This window comes from Vibrio mytili (genome assembly GCF_049563345.1).
Lineage (GTDB): Bacteria > Pseudomonadota > Gammaproteobacteria > Enterobacterales > Vibrionaceae > Vibrio > Vibrio mytili.
In genome coordinates this window covers 937,487-959,174 of sequence record NZ_CP110482.1, presented here as the reverse complement: position 1 = coordinate 959,174, position 21,688 = coordinate 937,487, and the positions used below count along the sequence as shown (strand labels likewise).

Below are 21,688 nucleotides of genomic sequence, written 5' to 3'. Positions count from 1 at the left end.
CGTAGCCTGGCGTATGTGAGCGGAGCAGCCTGCCATTCATTCGGCTGATTGCCAACCTAAAGATTCAAGGGCGATGAGTAGTAAAGGCAAGATGTAAATGCTGGGGAGTGAAACCCAGCATTCAGACACCGATTTACCAAAATTTTCGAACCGTAAATCAGTGTGTTGAGGTATTCGTACCAAAGCGTGTTGGTACGTGGTGGATAATAGCGATAATGGCATCGCTAGGCTACGTCACTGCGCTCAAATGCTTACTGAGGTTCTGTAAATTTTTTTGTACATACCAAGTTGTTATTTCGCGATTAAATCACTCGATAATTTTTTGGGGACTTTATCGCTGGTAACTGAACGGTTGGTAGATGTCTATGTGCAATCTAGGTGAGTCTATTGAAATATATCACCATGTGATAGGTCTTTTCATTGTTAATTCTGCTAATTATGGCTTACAATCCATGCGAATTTCGTCCATTCAATAGTGAGTGGGGGGATGGTTGGTGAAAGGACTCATTTTGCTTCGAACCCAAAATGGTGACGCTTCATCAACCAAGCATCGACCGGAAAAACGGATAGATATGTTCGCCGTAGAGTCAGTCTCTATTTGGCCTGTATCTTTTTCGCCTCAAAAGTGTACTTTTGCGTTCATGTTTAGGTGGGGATAGCTTCTGCATCCGTGCTCATTTCCTTGTGCGTCGGTGAAAACAAAACGGATTGAATGTTGAGGTATTAACCGTGAATCTAAAACTAATCGGCAGTTCTCTGATCGTCGCAGGAACTGCACTTGGCGCCGGTATGCTTGCTATACCTATGGTGCTTGCACAATTTGGCCTTTTATGGGGTACACTTCTCATGCTCTTTATTTGGGCTGGGACGACTTATGCTGCTCTGCTTCTTTTGGAAGCAAGTTGTAAAGTCGGCGGTGGCGTCAGCATGAACGCTATTGCGCGCGAAACGCTGGGTAAAGGTGGTCAATTGGTTACGAACGGACTGCTTTACGCGTTGTTAGTATGCTTGTTGATGGCTTACATTATTGGCGCGGGTGATTTGGTTCAGAAAGTCACAGCCTCGGTTGGACTGCCTATTTCTACCGTCTCGAGTCAAGTAGGCTTTACGCTCTTGGTCGGCATTATTGTTTCTGCTGGCACAGGGGTTGTCGATAAGCTTAATCGTGGTCTTTTTGTAGGTATGATTGTTGCGCTTATTCTTACGCTTTTTGCTCTTATGCCAAGCGCTAGTTTCGAAGGATTGGATCAGGTTGTTAGTGACGACAAGATCGCGTTGATAAAAACCAGTTCAGTCCTGTTTACCAGTTTTGGGTTTATGGTGGTTATTCCGTCACTCGTGAGTTACAACAAAGAAGCGAGTAAGAACCAGTTACGTAATATGATCATCATTGGTTCAACGATTCCTCTAGTCTGCTACTTATTGTGGCTGCTTGCTGTGGTGGGTAACTTGCCTCCTCAAGAGTTGGTGCAATACGCAAATGTAACGGAGTTAATTGCTGTTCTTGGTCAAAAATATTCTGGATTGGCGTTTATTCTCTCTTTGTTCACTGGCCTTGCGTTGTTGACTTCTTTCTTAGGTGTTGCCATGGCACTTTATGATCAAAACGCAGACTTACTTAAATCCAATAAGCCAGTAGTCTTTATTGCCACTTTTGTTTTGCCGTTACTGGGGGCGGTGTTCGCGCCAGAACATTTCTTAGCGATTTTAAGCTATGCTGGAATTATTCTCGTATTCCTTGCGGTGTTTGTTCCGCTTTCGATGACGATGAAAGTACGCCGAGTATCGGTTGAAGACGACACTATTTATGAAGCGGGTGGTGGCACGATGGGAATGAGCATGATGTTCCTATTTGGCTGCTTCCTGTTGCTTGCCCAAGCAGTCTAAAGACTAATCTGAATTATTTGAAAGCCGCACAGTTTATCTGTGCGGCTTTTTCTTTATTTATCAAATAACTCTATGTATATGAATGCAAATTGGCTGAAAATGGCTCTGACGTAACGCTGATACACAACCAAAACTCTGACGATTTAGTAATAAACCTTAGCCAAAGCCTGACATGGGTTACTGCGTTGATTCCTATTATTGAGACGGTTACTTTTTAAAAGGAGAACGGTTGTGTCAAAACAAATATCTGTTGCCATGGCTGGCGCTTTGCTTTCTCTCGGTATGTTTAGTGCCGACGCGATAGCGGATCCAAAACATAAGCATGGCCATAAGCGTGCTCATCATCATCACGATCACTATTATGATGACCGACATCATCACAAACGCAAACATAAGCATAAACACAGACATCGAGACGTAGTTGTGATTGATTCAAGACCTCCTAGGCATCGATACTACTACCGAGATCGGATACCAAGGGATAGTGTTTTCATTCAAATAGGGAATCTGACTTACTTAAAAGTGGATGATCATTATTACCGTCGTTCAAATGATCGCTATATCCATGTTGGTCTTAAATTGTAGTTAACTTTGGGTACAAAAAAGGCTTCGCAATGCGAAGCCTTTTTCTTTGCTCTGTTCAGGTTAGAAAATCAGGTGTGCCACACCCGCAATGACTGGAAGTGTGATCAGTGTACGAAGGATAAAAATAACGAACAGCTCAACGATGTTAACAGGAATTTTGCTCCCGAGTAGTAGGGCACCAACTTCAGACATGTAGATAAGCTGAGTGACTGACATCGCAGCAATAACAAATCGAGTCATTTCATTGTCGATAGACGCAGCGAGAATAGCTGGAATAAACATATCAGCAAAGCCAACAACGATGGTTTGTGACGCAGCAACTGCTTCTGGAATGTGCAGAAGCTCCAAATATGGGATAAACGGTTGGCCTAGCACTTCAAATACCGAAGTATACTCAGCAATCATGAGGGCAACGGTTCCAAGGCCCATAACCACAGGTAGTACGCCGAATACCATATCAACCGCATTGTGTACGCCTTCTTTAAATACTGAACGTACAGATGTTACTTGTGAGGCGCGCTGTAGAGCTAAATCCATACCCCAAGACCAGGCCGTATGACCTTCTGGCAATGCATCACTATTGGCGTTTGGCTCACTCCCATCAATGTAACGATCTGTCTTCAAGCTCAATGGTGGTAGGCGCGGAATAATGATTGCGGCGACGATTCCTGCTAAGCAAACTGCGCCATAAAACGGTAGGAATAGGTGTTCCAACTGAACTTGAGCAATGACCACCAAACTGAATGTGATTGATACCGCAGAGAACGTAGTACCAACGACAGCCGCTTCACGCTGAGTATAAAATTTATTTTCGTACTGTTTGCTAGTGAGAAGTATGCCAACACTGCCATCACCCAGCCAAGAAGCCATACAGTCAATGGCACTACGACCAGGCAAATTAAATACAGGACGCATCACTTTACTGAGTAGCGCTCCAATCAGCTCCAATAGACCGAAATTAAGTAATAGTGGGAGCAATAGGCCCGCGAAGATAAAGACAGCGAACAAGGTCGGCAATAAACCAGTTAATACCAAACCTCCCGTGTTTTCTTCCCAAATCGCTTCTGGACCGACTTGAAAAAACGTCATCACGACGGCTACACCACCGATAAGACGAACAAGTAACCACAATGGTGATGGATTAAACAGACCGTTGAGAAAGCTATTACGAATCACAGCAGATGGTTGAAAAATCTTGCAAAGAAGAGAGGCAACAGCCATTAGAGCGATAATACCCGTAATAATCGCGATAAGTGCATCACCAAGAACGGCTGGAATGACTTGTGCTAGGACCGCAACAGGGATGGTGAGACCGCCATCGTAAGAGATGGGTGCCATGAAGAGCAGAAGACCGATAAAGGATGGGATGAAAAACATCCAAAAGTTGCGTTTTGGGGCTTCTACCGCATTAATGTTGTTATGCATAAGCGTCTCTTGTTACTACTAGTCAATACACTTGTCATATTCCATGACATAAATATTCACTAAACATCCGTATTCAGCCGCAGGAAGTGAGCCTACCTGTAAACCATTTTTGATGCAATACTATTCATTAAAATTATCTATATATTCAGAGTAAGCTGTGGCTTTTTGTCTAAAAAATAAGACAATGTATGTAAATATGTTGTTAATGTTAGTGCATTGTATCATTTTGAGGGCTCGTGATGATTAGCAATGACTTACAGTGTGATAGAAATATTAAAAAGCATTATAAATGAGAACCGCATCACTCTAATTTGTGTGGATTTTAATTGGAATCTTTAGTTTGTAAGCTTTTTGTGAACGTGTTGTGAAGGTGAAAGGCGAGCATTTGAGTTGGGAAATGTTTCAGTGTCTTTGTGACATATTCACTGAGTTTGCCATGACGGATTCACACACTAAGGCATCATGCTATGGATAATAATCCGCATTTCGTTATTCTTTATGAGCATGGAAATATAGGTATGCCCAGTAAATAAACGCGATACCGAATGATAGCAAGGCGGGAAAGAGCAGTGTACGTAACCCAAATATATCGAAAAGCGCAGCGCCGACGATTCCACCTAACAAGAACCCAGAAAAGATAAAAAAGAACAGTTTAGCTTTGCGCCGGTCAAATTGTCTTCCTCGTAAACTTTCCCCAATCATGATCCCCAAGTCTGTAATGATTCCCGTCATGTGTGTGGTTCTAATAACGGCGCCGCTAAAGGTGGTGATCATCGCGTTCTGCAAACCACAGGCTGCCGAAGCGAGATATTGGCCATATACGTTGCCTTGAACTAAAAAGCCAAAACTGAGTAAAAGCAAGCTACCTTCAATACAAAGTGCGACGCCATAACGACGCCCGAGTTTTAAGGCGCTGCTTTCAATGAAGAAACCGCTAAATGCTGCACCAATTAAAAAGCTAAATACGATAAGAAACAGGTGAATTGGGCTGTCGATATCTGTCAGTAAACTGCTCCCTAGTTGGGTCACAGTACCCGAAATATGTGTAATCGCTTGATGGTGAAAGCCGAGCAGACCGACAGCATTGACGCAGCCTGCTAAAAGGGCTAACAGAAATGCGCCATATTCTACCCAACGAGGAAGTTTGGAAATCAAAATAGTGCCCCAACTGATATTAAGCGGGGATTATAACGCTCATGTTTTACTACTGACAACAGCGCCTGGTTGGCAGCCTATACCAATATATCGTAAAGCGATCTTCGAAGTGGTTCTTAGTTAGGCTCTGAGTCCTGCACCTTGAAGTGATTTGAGGTTATAATCCGGGCGGAAGACATCGATAACTCTTTTGATAAGGAAGCCCCTATGACTGGTAAGAAAATCTTGCCCATTCCTCTTATTCTTTTGATTCCGATTGTTTTGTTGGTCGTGGTGAGCATCGCGGGTATTTATCGTTTTAGTTTGTCAGACGAAGAGATCATGGCGAAATTTCCGCAAGCCAAGACACAAATCAATTCTATAGTGAAGGATACCTTAGGCATATCATCTCGAAACCCTTGGACAATACAGGTGCCTGAGCAAAGCGCGGTCACTTTTTTAGATGAATGGGATAAAGAGTCAGGGTATTTGATCGGTCAATATGATGCTGGTGCGACAAAGGGCCAAGTAAAGGTGTTAACCGAGTTTATCGTTAAACGCGATATAGAGGATGTTCCATGGGTTGTCGCGCCTATGATTGTCACGACTCAAGGGACAGGTGCATTCTACTATATTGGTCTGTTCAAGTTTGATCCCATTCCTAGTCGTGTGGTGTTACTCGACAGCCAATACATTGGTGACAGAGTAAACATCACTCAGTTGGTGTGGAATGACGACGAAAAAATCAGTGTGTCGTATTATTCGCACAGCGATACTCAAGCAATGGCAGAGCAACCTGATCAATTGAATTCGGCCATATTCATTCATGTAGGAAATTCCTTACATATGCAACAAGGATGAATTTATTTTGATTAATGTAAAAAGTAGGAGTTTTCTGCGCTAGATCGCGAAATTTACTAGTGATTTCTTATACGGGATTGCATAAGATATAACACTTGTTTGAAAGGAGCTAGTGATTCCCGTGTCCACAAAAGAAAACACAAAACGGTTGCCGAATCTGACAAGTCGTAGAGCGCTACTGTTGTACTCCTTGCCAGTTTTAGCCGCGATAGGTATTTCTCACTCTCTCAAAGAGTCGTCTTTAACAAAAACCATCGCCTTAAACCTGCCAGAATCGCAGGTTGTTGAAAGAATTCTTGACGCAACGACTGCTGAAGTCGTTACGCCACCTAATTTTGAATATCAAATCCAAGCTGGTGACAATTTAAGCACCATTTTTAGCCAGTTAGGTTTCGGTTACAGTTCATTGATGAAAGTAATGGAAACCGATTTAAACTACCTCGCTTTGGATACGTTGAAGCCTGGGAACGTATTGCGCTTTTGGCGTAATGAAAACGCCGGCGAGTTGGAAAAAATGGAACTGCAATTTTCAATTGCAGATAAAGTGGTTTATCAACTCAATAGTGATGGTGGCTACGACTTCAGTGATATTTCAATCCCCGGTGTATGGGTTCAAGAACCGCTAGTTGGTGTCATCCGAGGAAGTTTTTCTTCTTCTGCGAGTCGTATCGGTTTAACATCTGCAGAAATTAGCCAAGTTGTTAGTTTGCTCAAAGAGCAGGTGAACTTTGGACGAGATTTACGTGCAGGTGACCGTTTTGAAGTCGTTCGACGTGCTCAAAACATTGATGGCATCTCGACAGGTAAGAATGAGATCGAAGCGATCAAAATTTTTAACCGTGGTCGAGAAATCTCTGCCTATCTGCATACAGATGGTCAGTTCTACAACGCGAAAGGTGAGAGTCTACAGAGAGCCTTCCAGCGTTACCCTGTTAGCCGTGGCTGGCGAATCAGTTCTGGTTTTAATCCAAACCGTCACCACCCTGTAACCGGACGTATTGCTCCTCACAACGGTACGGACTTCGCTACGCCAATTGGTACACCAGTGGTATCGACCGGTGATGGTAAAGTGATTATGACGCGTAAGCACCCATATGCGGGGAATTATGTGGTGATTGAGCACGGCAGCAAATACAAAACACGTTACCTACACCTGAGTAAAATTTTGGTGAAGAAAGGTCAGAAGGTCTCTCGAGGTCAGCGTATTGGTCTATCAGGCAAAACAGGTCGTGTCACAGGGCCTCACTTACATTATGAGTTGATTGAATATGGACGTCCTGTCAACGCAATGAGAGCAAACATTCCAATGGCGAGCTCCGTCCCTAAGAAAGAAATGGCGACGTTTATTGCTAACAGAGATGAAATGAATAGACTGCTTAAAGAGAAAGAAAAAGCAGTGCTGTAACGGGCTATACTCAATAGGCTTCAAGACAAGAGACCAAGCATTGCTTGGTCTCTTAATTTTTAGGTGAAAGAATGCAACAAAATGAATTTGAAATTTTAGTCAAACAACTGGTCCAGCAGGATACTATGCCTCAGGCACTTGAATTGCTTAAAACCTGTGACGAGCAGGAAATAGCCGAGGTTGCGCAGTCTCTGACTGGTCAATTTGCTCTTGCTGAGGTAGAAGGTGAAAAACGTATTTACCATGTTACGACTCAAACGGATGATGCAGGCGTTGAGCAGGAATACGTGGAACATGTAATGAACGAAGGCGATCACTTAGTGAAATTTGCCGCTTGGTTTTTTGAAACTTTCTTTGAAATCAAACAGAAAGATACTTATGTTGCGGCGGGGAAAACGTATCATCAGCCTAAGCGTTAATAGGGGACGGTACGCTAGCTCAAACTATTGCTGAAATTAAATTACAAAATTTTGTGATGTATATCTTGTTTTTTTGCTTTTGTGGAGTAAACTTACTACATAAACGACTTGGTTAATAAACAGGAGAAGGTCATGAATCACGAAATAGGTGGCGCTTATATTGGCCAAATGATTGCTAAGGATGTAATGCACAAAGCACTCTACGGTAAATCAAAAAAGAAAAAAGTTTCAGTGTTTGCTCGTATAGTTAAAAAGCTCTCGCACTAATACGAACTAATACCAAAACGCCCTGTTCAATTGAGCAGGGCGTTTTACTTTTAGAATGTTGATATTAATCACTACTATTCGTTAAACAAGCGACTATTCATTAGACAAACAGCAATCTATAAACAAAAAATACTCACCGAAAACACAGTTTTTCCAGCCAAACATTTTAGTTCGTGTCAACCTGATTGGTTTGGGATATCGATAACATTATCAGGCATTTTATCTAATCCCTTTTTCTCTAACCATTTTTCTAAATCAACCATTCCTCCAACGTATTGACTTTCCAACCAGATTTGAGGGACAGTGACAGGCGTTTTTTCACCAATTATCGCTTTAACTTCAGGTATCATACGGTACAGCGCTGCACTATCTTTAACCACATCGTAATACTGATATTGCACTCCAGCGTCATCAAGAAGCTGTTTGGCTTTAATGCAGTATGGGCATTTTGCTTTACCAAAAACGACGTTACCCTTTAGTTGGTCTCGTTTCACCCATTCTGAAATGACAGCTTGAATCAGTGCTCCTCTATTGAGTGCTTCGCCTTGACTAACCAGTTTTCCTTCGACGATAACAATAGGGGCGTGCCAGGCGCCGACTTTGAGTGGCTCCCACCAGTGTGACAACCAATCTTTCGTTTCAATTTGGACAGGAATACCTGCGAGTTCATTCTCGAGAGCATCCGCCAGTATGTCTTTTGTCAACGTGCATTCACCGCAGGGAATGTTTACCTTAAAGGGCCCCCAACTGCCAGCCCAAGGGTAAAGCGTCAGTTTGATCGGTTGAAGCATACGTTTTCCTCATTCATTATCGCTGAAATGTTCATATTATATATGAACGTAGGGATGATACTTTTCTTTCAGCAAACCGTATTTTTGATAAAAAAAAAGCCTCCCGAGGGAGGCGACATTACCAATTCAAAGGACGTGCCTGTTGATACAGGTACAAAGAACGAGAAGCACAAACGCTGCCATGCATTTGCATTATAACTATTGCAGCTTGCGTGCCAAAAATTCATCTTGTTGATTTTATTGTATTTTTGTTTTTTTAAGTAGCATGGTTTAGAGGGAATGCACTAAGTCAGTGAAAATTTGCATTAAAACAGGGCACCTACTTTAAAAAGCACACGATAACGTATTCATTTCAGTGTCATTTAGGCATGTTAACCTCGATTAGTCCCTTGAATTTGGATCCTGCGTGAAGTTTGTCGAGCTAAAGACCAATCATTTCGCTTAACACTTACTGATTTAACACCTGATATATAAAACGGTGTTTTTTATTAAGTTGTTGATTAGTTTGATTTTAATGATTATTAATTTTAATTATTCACTCTTTGTGATGAAAGTAACTACACTGTTTTGTGTGCGCTAACAAGGGCGAGGGCAAAGCCCTATGGATTAATAGCCTGTTGGTCACTAAGGCCAAGCACATAAGCAGTTGCTAAACAAATGGAATGGACATTACTGCTACTCCACGTGTTGACGTCAAATTTGGATGTACAGATGTTTTAAACTCTGACAACAAATAAGACGTGAGCACACAATCGCATTGTCTTTTTGCAAACAAGTTTCGCGTAAAAACACGCCAGAGCAAGAGACAATTTCTGTAGTTGAAATACTATTTGAATAAGGTATTACAAAATGAAAAAAGTTCTAATCGCAGCTGTATTGGGTTTTGTTAGTGTTGGTGCTCAAGCTCAAGTTCTATCTAACTGGGATGACTTAGTCGCGGATTTAGATGCAAAAGGCGCAGTAGCGATGTGTGGTTCGTTGGCGTACACGATTGATAAATACGACATCGACGACAGTGCAGACTGGGCTGTTCGTGGTGATGCTTTTATCGATGAAATGATGAAAATTATGGAAAGTGATTCTGATCTTGCTCGTGTAACAACAAAAACACTACTTAAAGCGAAGCTTGAAGAGCCAAAAGACCCTCAAGTGGTTATGGACTCTTACAATGAAGGTAAGGTACCTGCGTTCGACAATGCGTCTTGTGGTCAATACGGCACCAACAAACTTGCGTTTAAATAAACGATACCTTTAAAAATTAATATTGCTTATCAAAGCCCCTCTCTGAAGAGAGGGGCTTTTTCATGTCTTTAGTTCGCAACTATTTCGGATAACAAACGATATTTTGGAACGTTGTTGATTCGGTAGCCGCTTCATATCCGTGTGGCTGATCACTGAAAAAGCGCAGGCTTTCTCCTTCCTTTACGCAATGCCATTCATTATTAAAAAACACATTTAGTTCTCCACTCAGTACGTGGACATGTTCGATAACTCCGATGCCATGAGGCGAAGACATTTGTTTGTGATGTTCCGTTAGTGTGATCTCGAACATTTCCAAACCAGAATCTGACTGGTAGGGAAACAATGTACTGACTTTCATTTTTGAGTCATCAGGAAACGTTCTTTCTCCAGAACGCAAGTCTGGTACATGAGCAAAAAAGGCCGAAAAAGAGGTATTTAACCCGCTAGCGATCTTCCACAGTGTCGCAATAGTTGGGTTGGATTCTTCCCTTTCTATTTGCCCAAGCATGGCTTTAGATACGCCAGTTAACTTGGATGTCGCATCCAAGCTTAAGCCTTGTCTTTTGCGCTCCGCTTTTAAGTGCTGAGCGATTTCAGATTTAAAAATCGATTCCTTCACAACAAAATATCCCGTTGTGCGTTATAGCGCACAGTGTTATGGTTTGGTGTGTGCGTAATAACGCACGAAAAAGGATTTTAACATATAAACGGGAAAATCACCGATGAAAAGCCTATTCAACTTAAGTCACATTTCTGCTGGCTTTACCGCTGTCCTTGTGGGTTATACCAGTTCGGTTGTCATAATCATTCAGGCCGCAACCTCAGCTGGTGCAACACAGCCCCAAATAGAGAGCTGGTTGTTGGCGTTGGGCGTAATAATGGGGCTAACTTCTATAGGGTATTCGTGGCTTTATAAAACACCAATATTAACGGCATGGTCGACGCCCGGCGCCGCTATGTTGGTGGCTGCCACGCTTCACTATGAATTGAGTCAAGTGATAGGGGCTTTTGTGGTGTCGGGACTGTTAATTTTCTTAACAGGTTTAATCAGTCCACTGAGTCGGGCACTTGAACGAATACCATCCCAATTAGGTACGGCAATGTTAGGCGCTATTTTGTTGCCTTTTTGCTTAGGCGGGTTTGAAACGGTAACAAGCACACCAACGATATTTCTGGTCATGTTCGTGAGCTTTTTGTTGGCGAAACATTTTATGCCTAGATATGCCATGTTGATACTATTGGTGGTTGGGCTTCTGTATACCTTTGTAGCTGATGAACATACCCTGCAACTTTCGGAATTTTCATTAACACAACCGGTATGGGTCACGCCTGAACTGGATATCACTGCCATTTTGAACTTAGCGATACCGTTGTACCTTATTACTATGCTCTCACAGAATTTACCGGGCATTGCGATGATGAACAGTTATCGCTACAAACCGCCCGTCAAACCGGTTTTGATTGGTACTGGTTTGGTGAATATAGTTTCAGCGCCTTTTGGTGGCTTTAGTGTTAATTTAGCGGCCATTTCTGCCGCAATCTGCATGACGCCTGAAGTGGATTCTGATCGAACTCAGAGATACCGTGCTGTCATTTGGGCTGGGGTGTTTTACCTTATCGCGGGTCTATTCGCGACAAGCGTGGTGAAGTTATTTTTGTCTCTTCCACCCGAAGTGACGTCGATTTTAGCTGGCTTTGCGTTGTTGGGAACGTTGCTGATGTGCCTACAATCGGCTTTTAAAGATGAAGGGTATCGCGAGCCGGCACTCTTTACGTTTCTGATCACCCTTTCCGGTATAAGCTTTTTAGGGATTAGTGCCACCCTTTGGGGACTACTAGTGGGTATGGCATACTTGCATGTCAGTAAGAAAAACTGCCAGTAAGAAACGTGCATAAAAGCACGTAACGTGAAGGGCTGTGGAGTAGGGAGACGGCGCTGACTTGTCTCCCCCAAAAAAACGTCACTACAATTAGTTTGAATCCCACATCACATCACAGTCATCTGCTACCGCAGCACTCAGTAATTCAATCAGTGGTATTGCTCTAGATGAGAGACTCACTGGCGTCGGAGCCCACTCATCATCGTTGTCTTCGTCTTGTTTATCTTCATCTTGAGCTCGTTCTTTTTCCTGTTCAATAGCGGCTTTTAAGTTGCTGAGAGCCGTGGCCGCTTCTGTGGGAGAAATAGAGCTAGGTACGGTCTGGCTGACGCCCATCAGTTGCAGCATGTGTAACGCGACATCACCAAACATCATAACGTTGGCGTAAGCTTTACAGCGGAAAGTGATTAACATGATTGGCCTCGTTTCTTCATAATTCGCGTTAGCGTCTCGGTATTAGCATCAACAAACAGTGGATAGTTCACGATAACTCAATGCTTAACACTATGAGTATGGGGTATTTATGCTGGTTTGGCGATATCAATGTGTCACTTAAAAACACGAACTGGCTGTTATAGGGAAAATGTGCCAGTTTATCTACAGCAACAACAGCAACAACAGCAATCATCATAGATGACGCAGGAGTTATGTACGCCTCCTCCTGATGGAAGAGGCGTTCTTGTATTTCTTGTATGAGTAGCGTTCTCGAGTGTGTTGATAAGTTGAGGACGAATGACGACCTCAATTAACAGGTTTACACGGCTTTTTGGCAGTCGTGCGTTATATCAAACTTAGGATCTATGACTTGTGAGTGCACGCCATATAAACCAAGCAGGGTGTGGAACAAGTTGTCGTGAGATAGCACACTATCGTTCGCTTTTTCTCGAATACATTGTGTGCTGATTCCTTTTTGTTGGGCGTACTGCTCTGGCATCCAAACTAACCAAGGCACGTGCGTTTGTTCCTTAGGCGCAATCATGTAGGGTGTGCCGTGTAGATAGAGTCCACTCTCTCCTAGAGATTCACCGTGATCGGAAATGTACGTCATCATCACATTGTAATCGCTAGACACATTTTTGAGCTCATTGATCACTTGGGCTAAAACGTAGTCGGTATATACCAAGGTATTATCGTATACGTTCGTTATTTCTTGGTCATTACAATTTTCGATATCACTGCGGTTACAAGCTGGCTGGAATGGAGCTTGAGCATCAGGATATCGTTGCCAGTATGTCGGACCATGACTGCCTATTGTGTGAAGTACCAACAGCTTGTTGCTTGATGCTCCCTCAATGAATTTTTTTGCGTTTGCCATCATAGCAACATCAAAACAAGTTGTGCCATTACAGTTCTGATCCTTCAGGGACGTATTGATAGGATCATATGGTAGTTTTTTCGCGACACCTTTGTCGCCACCATCGTTGTCGATCCACAATACGTCGACGCCCGCATGTTGCAGTACGTTTAGTGCATTATCTTGCGCGGCTGCGCGGGGTTTGTCGTAACTCTTACGAGTCATGTTGGAGAACATACACGGTACCGACAGTGCCGTATAGGTGCCGCACGAGGACACATTCTGAAATGAGATTAAGCCCATCCCTTTAGTATAAGGGTTTGTATCACGATCATAACCATTGTAGGCAAAATTCATTGCTCGGGCCGTTTCACCTAGTACCACCACCATCAACGTTGGTTTGCCGTTAGGTGAGACTGCGACCTTGGCGTCAGTACCTTGGTCTTTATAAACAAGCTCGGTTTCAAAATAAGTTTTGCTTAAGTATTTTGCACCGTTAAAAATATGCGCAGGGATGATCATTCGGTTGAGATAGTGGTTGTTACGGCCAACCGAAGCGTAATCCTTATAGCTGGTAGCGGCGACGAGACCAATACCAGCGACAGCAAGTAGTACGACACCAAGGCGGGAGATGATGGCTACCGTCCAGGTACGAGATGGCGTCACACGAACCATCGCGAGAAACACGCAGGGCAGGACCCCAAAACACAGCAAGTAGATAACGCTTTCTGTGTTGAAGTAGAACGAGACTTCAGATGCATTGGTTTCAAAGACGCTTTCCATCATTGATGTATCAAATAGCACGTGGAAGTTTACCTCTGCATAGAGCGCAGCGGCAGACGTCAACACGACAAACGCCATGAAGGGCTTGAATACGTACGGCCATGCAAACATGGAAAAGATAATCACAAAAGCACAAATTAGTAACACTGGAGCGGTATAAGCAAATATAGGATTAGTGACATCTGAGCTCAAATCAAAAATGGCATTTAGTACGGGGTAGTTCATTACCGTACCAAAGTAGATTGCGCATAGGATGACAAGAGAGGTCATATTCATGTTAATACGAGGAAACGAAAAGCTTTTTAAATCAGGCATGACAACGTGGTTGCAATTTGGAACATGGAAGGAGTATGCAAAACGAAACTTAAGATTGGCTTAAGTTATAGCTATGTGGCCTTTTATCATGAGACGCAATGCCATAAACGCCGACGATGTACTCGATCAGGTTAGAAAAGTAGTGGCTTTCCTCTGTGGTAATGCTTTTTAAATGCACCAGTAGCAACGCAGGTTTTCGCGCACCTATACGTTACTACTGATGTTCCATCATCCAAACAGCCGCTTCCAAACGTGAACTTACATTTATTTTTTTGAGTAAGTTCTTCACATGAACCTTGACCGTAGAGTCTGTGATGTTTAGCTCATTGGCGATGAGTTTATTACTCATGCCTTTTGAGATGAGTGACAAAATTTCCAGTTCGCGATTGGTGAGTGTTTTGAGTGGGTTATCTCGGGGCTGCTTTTGGGGCTTAGAACTTGATTCGAGAAGTACTTTGGTCAGTCGGTCAGACAAGGCGAGTTGTCCTAATACCGCTTGTTTAATGTTGGTGACAATATCTTCTGGCTCCATGTCTTTTAATAAATAACCATCAGCGCCGCTCGATATGGCTTCCAGAACATCTTCTTCATTGTCAGACACGGTGAGCATGACGACACGAGCCGTGACGCCTTGTTCTCGCATATTACGAACCGTCTCCAAACCACTCATACCTTGCATGTTGAGGTCGAGGATAATCAAATCCGGGTCGTGTTGAATTGCGCCTTCAATCGCTTCAGCGCCATTGCTATATTCGCAGATCACTTGCAAACCTTCTTCCAAAGTAAGCAATTGTCTTAAACCACTGCGAAACAGTGGGTGGTCATCGACCAGCATTATCGTTGCTTCTCTTGAGCTCAAAGTTAACTCCTTTTAACTTTAACAAGATTTGTATTTTATCATGATTTATAACGGACATACCTTTTAATCGTTTATGTATCGTTGCTCACCGAAATAATAACAAACCTTCAACGACGGCAACGATACACGCGACGACCGCAAGGGACTTCCAGAATAAAATCGGGTTGCGTTTTAGTAATGGCTTGTTTCCAACGTCATTGAGTAATTGGACATTCGGTGTGAAAAGGTCGGCAATAAAATCACCTAGGGCCTGATAACGTTTACTCGGTAGCTCTGAGGTCGCTTTTTGAAATGCCAAGTCAACCCAGAGTGGAATATCATCACGGTATTCTTTCAGTGAATGGTATTGCCATTTGATGTGTCTGGCTTGCTGCAATGTTTGCTGTGACTGTTCCTTGTAAGGAAGGTGGCCAGTCAGCATTTCGTAACCGATGATACCGATAGAAAACAGATCAGAGAGTGTGCTTGCGTCCCCAGTGTTAATGTACTCAGGAGCGGTATAATTGACGGAACCAAGAGGGAAAGACGCTTTTTCTTCACTTTGCATTTCACTCAGACCTTTGACTTCCACTGCGCCAAAGTCGATGATTTTTACTTCGCGATTGCCTGTGACCATAATGTTTTCAGGCTTGAGGTCACGATGAATCATGTCTGCGCGCTGAAACACGCGTACCGCTTTGACGATGCTATCCAATATCTCCCGAACGATATCGAGAGGCGGGTTAGGGTGATCATGCATCCATTGACGCAGAGTGACTCCTTCAATGTATTCGCATACCTGATAGATGAACTTTGATTCACTTGGCCGAGGAAACATTTTCATCACTCGGTGACTGTCTAATTGAGTGGCAATCCAATATTCATTGGCAAACCGCTTTAGCGTTTGTGGGTTTTCGCTGTCATTCAAGGAGGGGGCTTTAATAATGATATTACGGAGACTTTGTTTATCACGAGCGAGATAAACATGACTGCGAGCTCCATCGTAAAGGGTTTTTAAAATCTCAAAATGATCGAGGACCTGACCTTTTTCCAATGCTGGTGGAATGCTGTTTGCGAGTAAGGCGTTTTGATGCTCAATCAAGTCATAGCTCGGCAATTGATTAACCTTTAAGACGATGCAGCTTGTATTATCGGAACTGCCTTGCGACAACGCCGCGTCACATAATGCTTGAGAGAGCTCTTCGCAACCCTCTATGCTGAGCGCGTGCTGTTTCATTTCCTCGTTTGTTAACGTCTCATGTACGCCGTCCGTGGTTAAAATTAATTTATCGTTTTCTGTTAGTGCCAAGGTTTGAAAATCTATTTCAACCTTTTCATCTATACCAAGCGCACGCGTCAAATAATGCTGGTGGCCGAAGTTAGTGCGCTGATGATCACGGGTGAGAAGGGTCAGCTTGTTGTCACGGAATAGATATACTCGACTATCACCGACATGGAAGATATAAGCGGTATTGGATTTAATTACTACCGCACTGAACGTGGTCACCATACCGTTGTGATAGAGGTGATCTTTGCCTTGATTGTACAGCCAAGAGTTTAAACTGGTGAGTAGTTCACTTGCGGAACGCTTAATACTCCAGCTTAGCGGGGTAGCATAGTAGTCTGTTACAAATTGAGTGGTCGTAGTCTGGCTGGCTTGTTGAGCTTGATTACTACAGCTCACGCCATCGGCGATACAGGCCACAACCCCTTTATAGGTTAGCTCATCCCGTGTCGTGGGGTATTTCACGATAAAAGCATCTTGGTTTTCTGCTCTTTTTCCTGTTAAAGAGCAACCAGAATATTCAATATGTTTTTGATCTGACATTCATGCTTCCCTTGAATCCCGTATCTTGCCATCACTTGTTTATCAAGAACAAATGGTTATCGAGAGTAAATGGTTATCAAGAACAAAAGCCCAACCGGAGATGGTTGAGCTTCTGAACGATATTGATGCTTTGTACCAAGGTAGTGAATCCTATCTTGGCAAGCAAAGCTCAATACCTCCCGATAAAACTATTTACGTTCACTATCTCTACGTTAAGTCTCTATATGAAGTACTTACGATGAGTATCAATGTGATACATCGATTAATGTGACGCTACCATCTTCGTTAACTTCTGCAATTTTCCCTGCTGGCTCTTCCATAAACATTAGCGCAATAAAGCCGACAACAGCGGTCGCAGCGATGACAAAGAAGAACGTTTGGTAAGAGACAAAAGATAGAATCGTTAGATAAGTCACAGCACCAACGTTACCGTAAGCACCGGTCATACCAGCGATTTGTCCAGTCATTCGACGTTTGATTAGCGGGACAGTAGCAAACACCGCGCCTTCACCTGCTTGGACGAAGAATGAACACGCCATTGCAGCAGCTACTGCTACCCATACTGGCCAGCTTTCGTTCACCTGACCCATTAAGAAATAGCCTACGGCAAGACCAGCAGTCAGTATCAGAAGCGTTAGCTTACGGCCAAATTTATCTGAGATTAAACCACCACCAGGGCGAGACATCAGGTTCATGAACGCATAAGCAGAAGCGACCATACCCGCTACAACTGGTGTTAACTCGAATGTTTCAGAGAAGAACAGCGGTAGCATGGAAATCACCGCAAGCTCAGAGCCAAACGTCGCAAAGTACAGAACGTTTAATACTGCAACCTGCTTGAATTTGTACTGATGGATAGGCTCGACTGGCTTTTGGAAAATCGTTTTGTTGACTTTCCATACTTGGTTCGCATCGACGATGTAAAGAATGGCAAGACCAGCGTAGATCGCGTTAACCATCCATTGGTCGAGCATGTTGATGTTAGTTGGTGACAGTTTCCATGCAAGCAAAGCCAGTACTGCATACATCGGAACTTTCATTGCCAATAGGAAAAAGAAGTCGCCTTTTGATGTTACTTCCATTGCTGACAGATGTTTTGGACGGAAATAGGTTGCACCCTTCGGAGTGTCGGACACATTTTTGTAGAAAATAACCGAGAAGAGCAGACTCATCACACCCGTTATCGCGGTCGCATAGCGCCAACCATCGTCACCTCCGAACATCAGTGCGAGTGTTGGTAGGGTAAACGCTGCAGCAGCAGAGCCAAAGTTACCCCAACCGCCATAAATGCCCTCTGCTGTCCCGAGTTGATGGTGTGGAAACCACTCAGACACAAGACGAATACCAATAACGAAGCCTGCACCGATAAAGCCAAGTAGAAAGCGTGCAATAGCCGCCTGAATAAAGGAATCTGCAAAGGCGAACATGAAACATGGGATAGAGCAGATAGCCAGCAACGTTGAGTAGACGATACGTGGGCCAAAACGGTCGGTAAACATACCAATGAGTACACGTGCTGGTATGGTCAGTGCTACGTTCAAAATCAGTAGCGTTTTGATTTCCTGGCTTGATAGGCCAAGTGATTCTTTCACCATCTGCAGCATTGGCGCAAAGTTAAACCAAACAACAAAAGTGATAAAAAATGCCATCCAGCTTAAGTGGAGGATTTTCATTTTTCCAGTGAAGGAAAGAAGGTTGAATTTAGAGCTTTCCATGTTCATTAATCCTTGTAAGCGTTTTCTCTGTGGCATTCCCTAATTATGTTCTGTAGGCAATGCCACGCATTGATGTCGAATACTTCTCGTTACTGCTTTACTTCAATAGTGCCGTTGTTATTTCTTACTTGATAAATCGGCACGTTGTATTCTGGGTCTTCAATACAGTGTCCGGTTTCTAGGCAAAAGTGTTGTTTGTACAACGGTGATGACACACACAGTTTATCGTCCATGCAGCCGAGAATGCCTCTCGACAAAATATTGGCTTTGCCAATGGGGTCGTAATTGGAAATAGCGTGCAACGAATTCGTACGCTTGCTAAAGAAAATAGCGATTTGCTTATCTTCGACTTTGGCACAAACGCCGGTGTTTGGTGCGATAGCATCAGACTCACAGATTGATATCCAGTTTTCCATGTCTCTTCTCCTAAAATTAATGATTTAATCAGTGTTTTAGCTGACTTCGACCACTTCAATGGCTAGGTCGTCTGCTGTCTGTTTAGAAACCGTTCGATCTTTTGGGAATTTCTGATCTCTGAGAGTCACGAACTGTAGCGCTTCATCGCGGTCGGGGCTGTTAATAAAGTGGCTGAATCGGCGCAATTTTTCAGGCGACTCCAATGTTGTTTTCCATTCACACTGGTAGTTAGCAATGTTGTCGAGCATGGATTTTTCCAGTTCTTCTGCTAATCCAAGTTTGTCTTCGATTACGACTTCTTTTAGGTAATCCAGGCCACCCTCAAGGTTCTCCAGCCATACAGAAGTGCGTTGCAATCTGTCCGCGGTACGGATGTAGAACATGAGCAAGCGATCGACATACTTAATCAAGGTTTCATCGTCGAGATCGGTTGCGAGCAAGTCAGCGTGGCGTGGGCGCATACCGCCATTACCACATACATATAAGTTCCAACCTTTATCTGTTGCGATAACGCCAATATCTTTTGACTGAGCTTCGGCACATTCGCGCGTACAACCAGATACGGCAAACTTGAGTTTGTGAGGAGAGCGAAGGCCTTTATAACGGTTCTCTAAATCGATAGCGAAACCTATGCTGTCACCAACACCGTAGCGGCACCAAGTGCTACCCACACAAGACTTGACGGTACGAACGGACTTACCGTAGGCATGACCAGTTTCAAAGCCCGCATCAACAAGGCGTGTCCAGATAGCAGGGAGGTCATTAAGCTGAGCACCAAAGAGGTCGATTCGCTGTCCACCAGTGACCTTGGTGTAGAGATCGTAATCACGGGCCACTTCGCCAATAACAATGAGTTTTTCTGGTGTAATTTCTCCGCCAGCAACGCGTGGAACTACGGAGTAAGTGCCATCTTTTTGCATATTGCCGAGATAGATGTCATTGGTATCCTGCAGTTCGATATGTTCATCCTGCAAAATATAGTCATTCCAGTAGGATGCTAAAATCGAACCCGCAGTCGGCTTACAGATCTCACAACCTAAGCCTTGGCCATGCTTCTCTAGCAGCTCATCAAAGGTTTTGATTTTATTAACGCGAATAATATCGCTCAGTTCTTGACGAGAGTAAGCAAAGTGTTGGCAAACATGGTTATTGACTTCGACTCCCAGCTTTTCTAACTCGCTATCGAGCACTTGTTTTGCGAGCGCACTACACCCACCACAACCTGTTGATGCGTTGGTGGTTTCTTTTAACGCCGTCATAGAAGTACACCCAGCCGCTACCGCTTGTTTGATAGAACCTTTTGTGACATCAAAGCATGAACAGATAACTGCGCTGTCTGGTAACGCATCAATACCCAGTCCTGCAGATTCATCTTCAGCGACGTTAGGCAGAATTAATACGGATGGATTTTCCGGTAGCGGAAGATCATTTTGACGAATCTGTAATAGATTACCGTAAGCTGAGGCATCGCCCACGAGTACCGCACCGACAATCTTTTTCTTATCTTCAGAAACGATGAGACGTTTATAAACTTGCTCAATTTCGTCTTTGTATGTGTATGATAGTGCGCCGGATGTTTGACCATGCACGTCGCCGATACTCGCGACATCCACACCCATTAATTTCAATTTGGTGCTCATGTCCGCGCCAGTAAACTGGGTTGCCTGCACAGAACCAAGGATATGCTGAGCGGCTACTTTCGCCATTTGGTAGCCCGGTGCGACTAAACCAAAGATACGTTGTTCCCACAAGGCACATTCACCAATCGCATAGATATCTTCATAGTTGGTTTGGCATTGGTTGTTGATGACGATACCGCCGCGCTCGCCAATTTCTATACTGCTATTGTGGGCAAGTTCGTCTTGAGGGCGAATGCCTGCTGAGAATACGATCATGTCCGTATCAATATGCGTACCATCAGAAAAATTCATTCTGTAGCGACATTCGCTTCCGTCGACGATTTCAGTTGTCGCTTTCTCGGTATGAACAGTCACACCAAGCGCTTCAATCTTGCGGCGAAGTAAATCACCACCATCTTGATCGAGCTGAACCGCCATCAAGCGAGGTGCAAACTCAACAACGTGTGTTTCTAACCCTAGGTTCTTAATGGCATTCGCTGCTTCTAAACCCAGAAGACCGCCCCCAATAACAACGCCAATTTTACTGTCTTTACTCGAACGTTCGATTTCATCTAAGTCCTCAATGGTGCGGTACACATGACAGAATTCTTTTTCATTACCTGGGATCGGTGGAACAAAAGGGTATGAGCCTGTGGCGAGCACTAATTTGTCGTAACTCTCAACACGGCCTGATGAGGTAACGATCTCTTTAGTGTCTGGGTTTACGTTGCTGACTTTTTCATTCAGCAAATATTTTATGCCGTTTGACTGATAGTAACCTTCGCTTGTTAACGAAAGGTCATCGACAGTCTTGCCAGTAAAGTAAGAGGTCAATTGCACGCGATCGTACGCTAATCGAGGCTCTTCAGAAAATGTGAGGACTTCAATATCATCCTGTTCAGATTGAATCAGAGTATCGATGAATTTGTGGCCGACCATTCCGTTACCGACCACAATGATTTTTTGTTTGCTCATAATCTTAT

Annotated in this window: 19 protein-coding genes; 8 read left to right on the top strand and 11 right to left on the bottom strand. The window is 43.6% G+C overall.

The annotated features are described in order from the left end of the window. Positions 1-729 precede the first annotated feature (729 nt). Positions 730-1,887 (top strand): amino acid permease, encoded by a 1,158-nt coding sequence (locus ONE56_RS17845; RefSeq protein WP_423840625.1) that lies wholly within the window; start codon positions 730-732, stop codon positions 1,885-1,887. A gap of 231 nt (positions 1,888-2,118) precedes the next feature. Then, on the top strand, positions 2,119-2,472 hold the full coding sequence (locus tag ONE56_RS17840; RefSeq protein WP_423840624.1) for a hypothetical protein: 354 nt from the start codon (positions 2,119-2,121) through the stop codon (positions 2,470-2,472). 60 nt (positions 2,473-2,532) lie between these two features. On the opposite strand, the gene ONE56_RS17835 is transcribed toward ONE56_RS17840, so the two are convergent. Further along, positions 2,533-3,897 (bottom strand): YjiH family protein, encoded by a 1,365-nt coding sequence (locus ONE56_RS17835; protein WP_423840623.1) that lies wholly within the window; start codon positions 3,895-3,897, stop codon positions 2,533-2,535. A gap of 489 nt (positions 3,898-4,386) precedes the next feature. After that, on the bottom strand, positions 4,387-5,052 hold the full coding sequence (locus ONE56_RS17830; protein WP_041153955.1) for a YoaK family protein: 666 nt from the start codon (positions 5,050-5,052) through the stop codon (positions 4,387-4,389). Between the two features lie 207 nt (positions 5,053-5,259). Here ONE56_RS17830 and ONE56_RS17825 point away from each other — a divergent pair, with 207 nt between their 5' ends. The 4 genes from ONE56_RS17825 to ONE56_RS17810 all read left to right on the top strand — a co-directional run bounded on the left by ONE56_RS17825 (position 5,260) and on the right by ONE56_RS17810 (position 7,983). After that, positions 5,260-5,892 carry a hypothetical protein gene (locus ONE56_RS17825; RefSeq protein ID WP_331437682.1) on the top strand — a complete coding sequence of 211 codons (633 nt, stop codon included), beginning with the start codon at positions 5,260-5,262 and terminating at the stop codon, positions 5,890-5,892. 121 nt (positions 5,893-6,013) lie between these two features. Next, positions 6,014-7,297: a peptidoglycan DD-metalloendopeptidase family protein gene (locus ONE56_RS17820; protein ID WP_331437681.1), complete on the top strand. Its 1,284-nt coding sequence runs from the start codon at positions 6,014-6,016 to the stop codon at positions 7,295-7,297. A gap of 71 nt (positions 7,298-7,368) precedes the next feature. Then, a complete protein-coding gene (locus tag ONE56_RS17815) occupies positions 7,369-7,716 on the top strand; it encodes a hypothetical protein (protein ID WP_041153953.1) in 348 nt (115 codons plus the stop codon). A 132-nt stretch (positions 7,717-7,848) separates the two neighbouring features. Further along, positions 7,849-7,983: a hypothetical protein gene (locus ONE56_RS17810; RefSeq protein ID WP_128814582.1), complete on the top strand. Its 135-nt coding sequence runs from the start codon at positions 7,849-7,851 to the stop codon at positions 7,981-7,983. A gap of 176 nt (positions 7,984-8,159) precedes the next feature. On the opposite strand, the gene ONE56_RS17805 is transcribed toward ONE56_RS17810, so the two are convergent. After that, positions 8,160-8,774 carry a glutaredoxin domain-containing protein gene (locus tag ONE56_RS17805; protein ID WP_041153952.1) on the bottom strand — a complete coding sequence of 205 codons (615 nt, stop codon included), beginning with the start codon at positions 8,772-8,774 and terminating at the stop codon, positions 8,160-8,162. A gap of 849 nt (positions 8,775-9,623) precedes the next feature. Between ONE56_RS17805 and ONE56_RS17800 the strand changes: the two genes are divergently transcribed. Then, positions 9,624-10,016: a hypothetical protein gene (locus ONE56_RS17800; protein ID WP_041153951.1), complete on the top strand. Its 393-nt coding sequence runs from the start codon at positions 9,624-9,626 to the stop codon at positions 10,014-10,016. A 79-nt stretch (positions 10,017-10,095) separates the two neighbouring features. On the opposite strand, the gene ONE56_RS17795 is transcribed toward ONE56_RS17800, so the two are convergent. Then, positions 10,096-10,635, bottom strand: coding sequence for a helix-turn-helix domain-containing protein (locus tag ONE56_RS17795; RefSeq protein WP_041153950.1), 540 nt, complete (start codon positions 10,633-10,635; stop codon positions 10,096-10,098). A 103-nt stretch (positions 10,636-10,738) separates the two neighbouring features. Between ONE56_RS17795 and ONE56_RS17790 the strand changes: the two genes are divergently transcribed. Beyond that, positions 10,739-11,899, top strand: a complete 1,161-nt coding sequence (locus ONE56_RS17790; RefSeq protein ID WP_331437678.1) for a benzoate/H(+) symporter BenE family transporter — start codon at positions 10,739-10,741, stop codon at positions 11,897-11,899. Between the two features lie 87 nt (positions 11,900-11,986). Here ONE56_RS17790 and ONE56_RS17785 read toward each other — a convergent pair whose 3' ends face one another. The 7 genes from ONE56_RS17785 to nirB all read right to left on the bottom strand — a co-directional run bounded on the left by ONE56_RS17785 (position 11,987) and on the right by nirB (position 21,680). Then, positions 11,987-12,310 (bottom strand): DUF1840 domain-containing protein, encoded by a 324-nt coding sequence (locus ONE56_RS17785; RefSeq protein ID WP_331437677.1) that lies wholly within the window; start codon positions 12,308-12,310, stop codon positions 11,987-11,989. 340 nt (positions 12,311-12,650) lie between these two features. Further along, entirely contained in the window at positions 12,651-14,243 is a 1,593-nt protein-coding gene (locus tag ONE56_RS17780; protein WP_423841152.1) for a phosphoethanolamine transferase, read from the bottom strand. A gap of 259 nt (positions 14,244-14,502) precedes the next feature. Continuing rightward, the gene (gene narL / locus ONE56_RS17775) at positions 14,503-15,147 is read right to left on the bottom strand and encodes a two-component system response regulator NarL (RefSeq protein WP_041153948.1); all 645 of its coding nucleotides are present in this window, start codon (positions 15,145-15,147) and stop codon (positions 14,503-14,505) included. A gap of 85 nt (positions 15,148-15,232) precedes the next feature. Continuing rightward, on the bottom strand, positions 15,233-16,954 hold the full coding sequence (locus ONE56_RS17770) for a protein kinase domain-containing protein (RefSeq protein ID WP_423840622.1): 1,722 nt from the start codon (positions 16,952-16,954) through the stop codon (positions 15,233-15,235). 245 nt (positions 16,955-17,199) lie between these two features. After that, positions 17,200-18,669 (bottom strand): NarK family nitrate/nitrite MFS transporter, encoded by a 1,470-nt coding sequence (locus ONE56_RS17765; protein WP_041153946.1) that lies wholly within the window; start codon positions 18,667-18,669, stop codon positions 17,200-17,202. 89 nt (positions 18,670-18,758) lie between these two features. Then, positions 18,759-19,085 (bottom strand): nitrite reductase small subunit NirD, encoded by a 327-nt coding sequence (gene nirD, locus ONE56_RS17760; RefSeq protein WP_041153945.1) that lies wholly within the window; start codon positions 19,083-19,085, stop codon positions 18,759-18,761. A 36-nt stretch (positions 19,086-19,121) separates the two neighbouring features. Then, entirely contained in the window at positions 19,122-21,680 is a 2,559-nt protein-coding gene (nirB, locus tag ONE56_RS17755; RefSeq protein ID WP_423840621.1) for a nitrite reductase large subunit NirB, read from the bottom strand. Positions 21,681-21,688 lie beyond the last annotated feature (8 nt).

Excerpts from the sequence above, each read along its gene's own strand:
- ONE56_RS17835 (WP_423840623.1), bottom strand. The coding sequence starts at position 3,897 with ATGCATAACAACATTAATGCGGTAGAAGCCCCAAAACGCAACTTTTGG.
- ONE56_RS17825 (WP_331437682.1), top strand. The coding sequence starts at position 5,260 with ATGACTGGTAAGAAAATCTTGCCCATTCCTCTTATTCTTTTGATTCCG.
- ONE56_RS17815 (WP_041153953.1), top strand. The coding sequence starts at position 7,369 with ATGCAACAAAATGAATTTGAAATTTTAGTCAAACAACTGGTCCAGCAG.
- ONE56_RS17810 (WP_128814582.1), top strand. The coding sequence starts at position 7,849 with ATGAATCACGAAATAGGTGGCGCTTATATTGGCCAAATGATTGCTAAG.
- ONE56_RS17805 (WP_041153952.1), bottom strand. The coding sequence starts at position 8,774 with ATGCTTCAACCGATCAAACTGACGCTTTACCCTTGGGCTGGCAGTTGG.
- ONE56_RS17800 (WP_041153951.1), top strand. The coding sequence starts at position 9,624 with ATGAAAAAAGTTCTAATCGCAGCTGTATTGGGTTTTGTTAGTGTTGGT.
- ONE56_RS17790 (WP_331437678.1), top strand. The coding sequence starts at position 10,739 with ATGAAAAGCCTATTCAACTTAAGTCACATTTCTGCTGGCTTTACCGCT.
- ONE56_RS17785 (WP_331437677.1), bottom strand. The coding sequence starts at position 12,310 with ATGTTAATCACTTTCCGCTGTAAAGCTTACGCCAACGTTATGATGTTT.
- ONE56_RS17780 (WP_423841152.1), bottom strand. The coding sequence starts at position 14,243 with ATGACCTCTCTTGTCATCCTATGCGCAATCTACTTTGGTACGGTAATG.
- ONE56_RS17770 (WP_423840622.1), bottom strand. The coding sequence starts at position 16,954 with ATGTCAGATCAAAAACATATTGAATATTCTGGTTGCTCTTTAACAGGA.
- ONE56_RS17765 (WP_041153946.1), bottom strand. The coding sequence starts at position 18,669 with ATGGAAAGCTCTAAATTCAACCTTCTTTCCTTCACTGGAAAAATGAAA.
- nirD (WP_041153945.1), bottom strand. The coding sequence starts at position 19,085 with ATGGAAAACTGGATATCAATCTGTGAGTCTGATGCTATCGCACCAAAC.
- nirB (WP_423840621.1), bottom strand. The coding sequence starts at position 21,680 with ATGAGCAAACAAAAAATCATTGTGGTCGGTAACGGAATGGTCGGCCAC.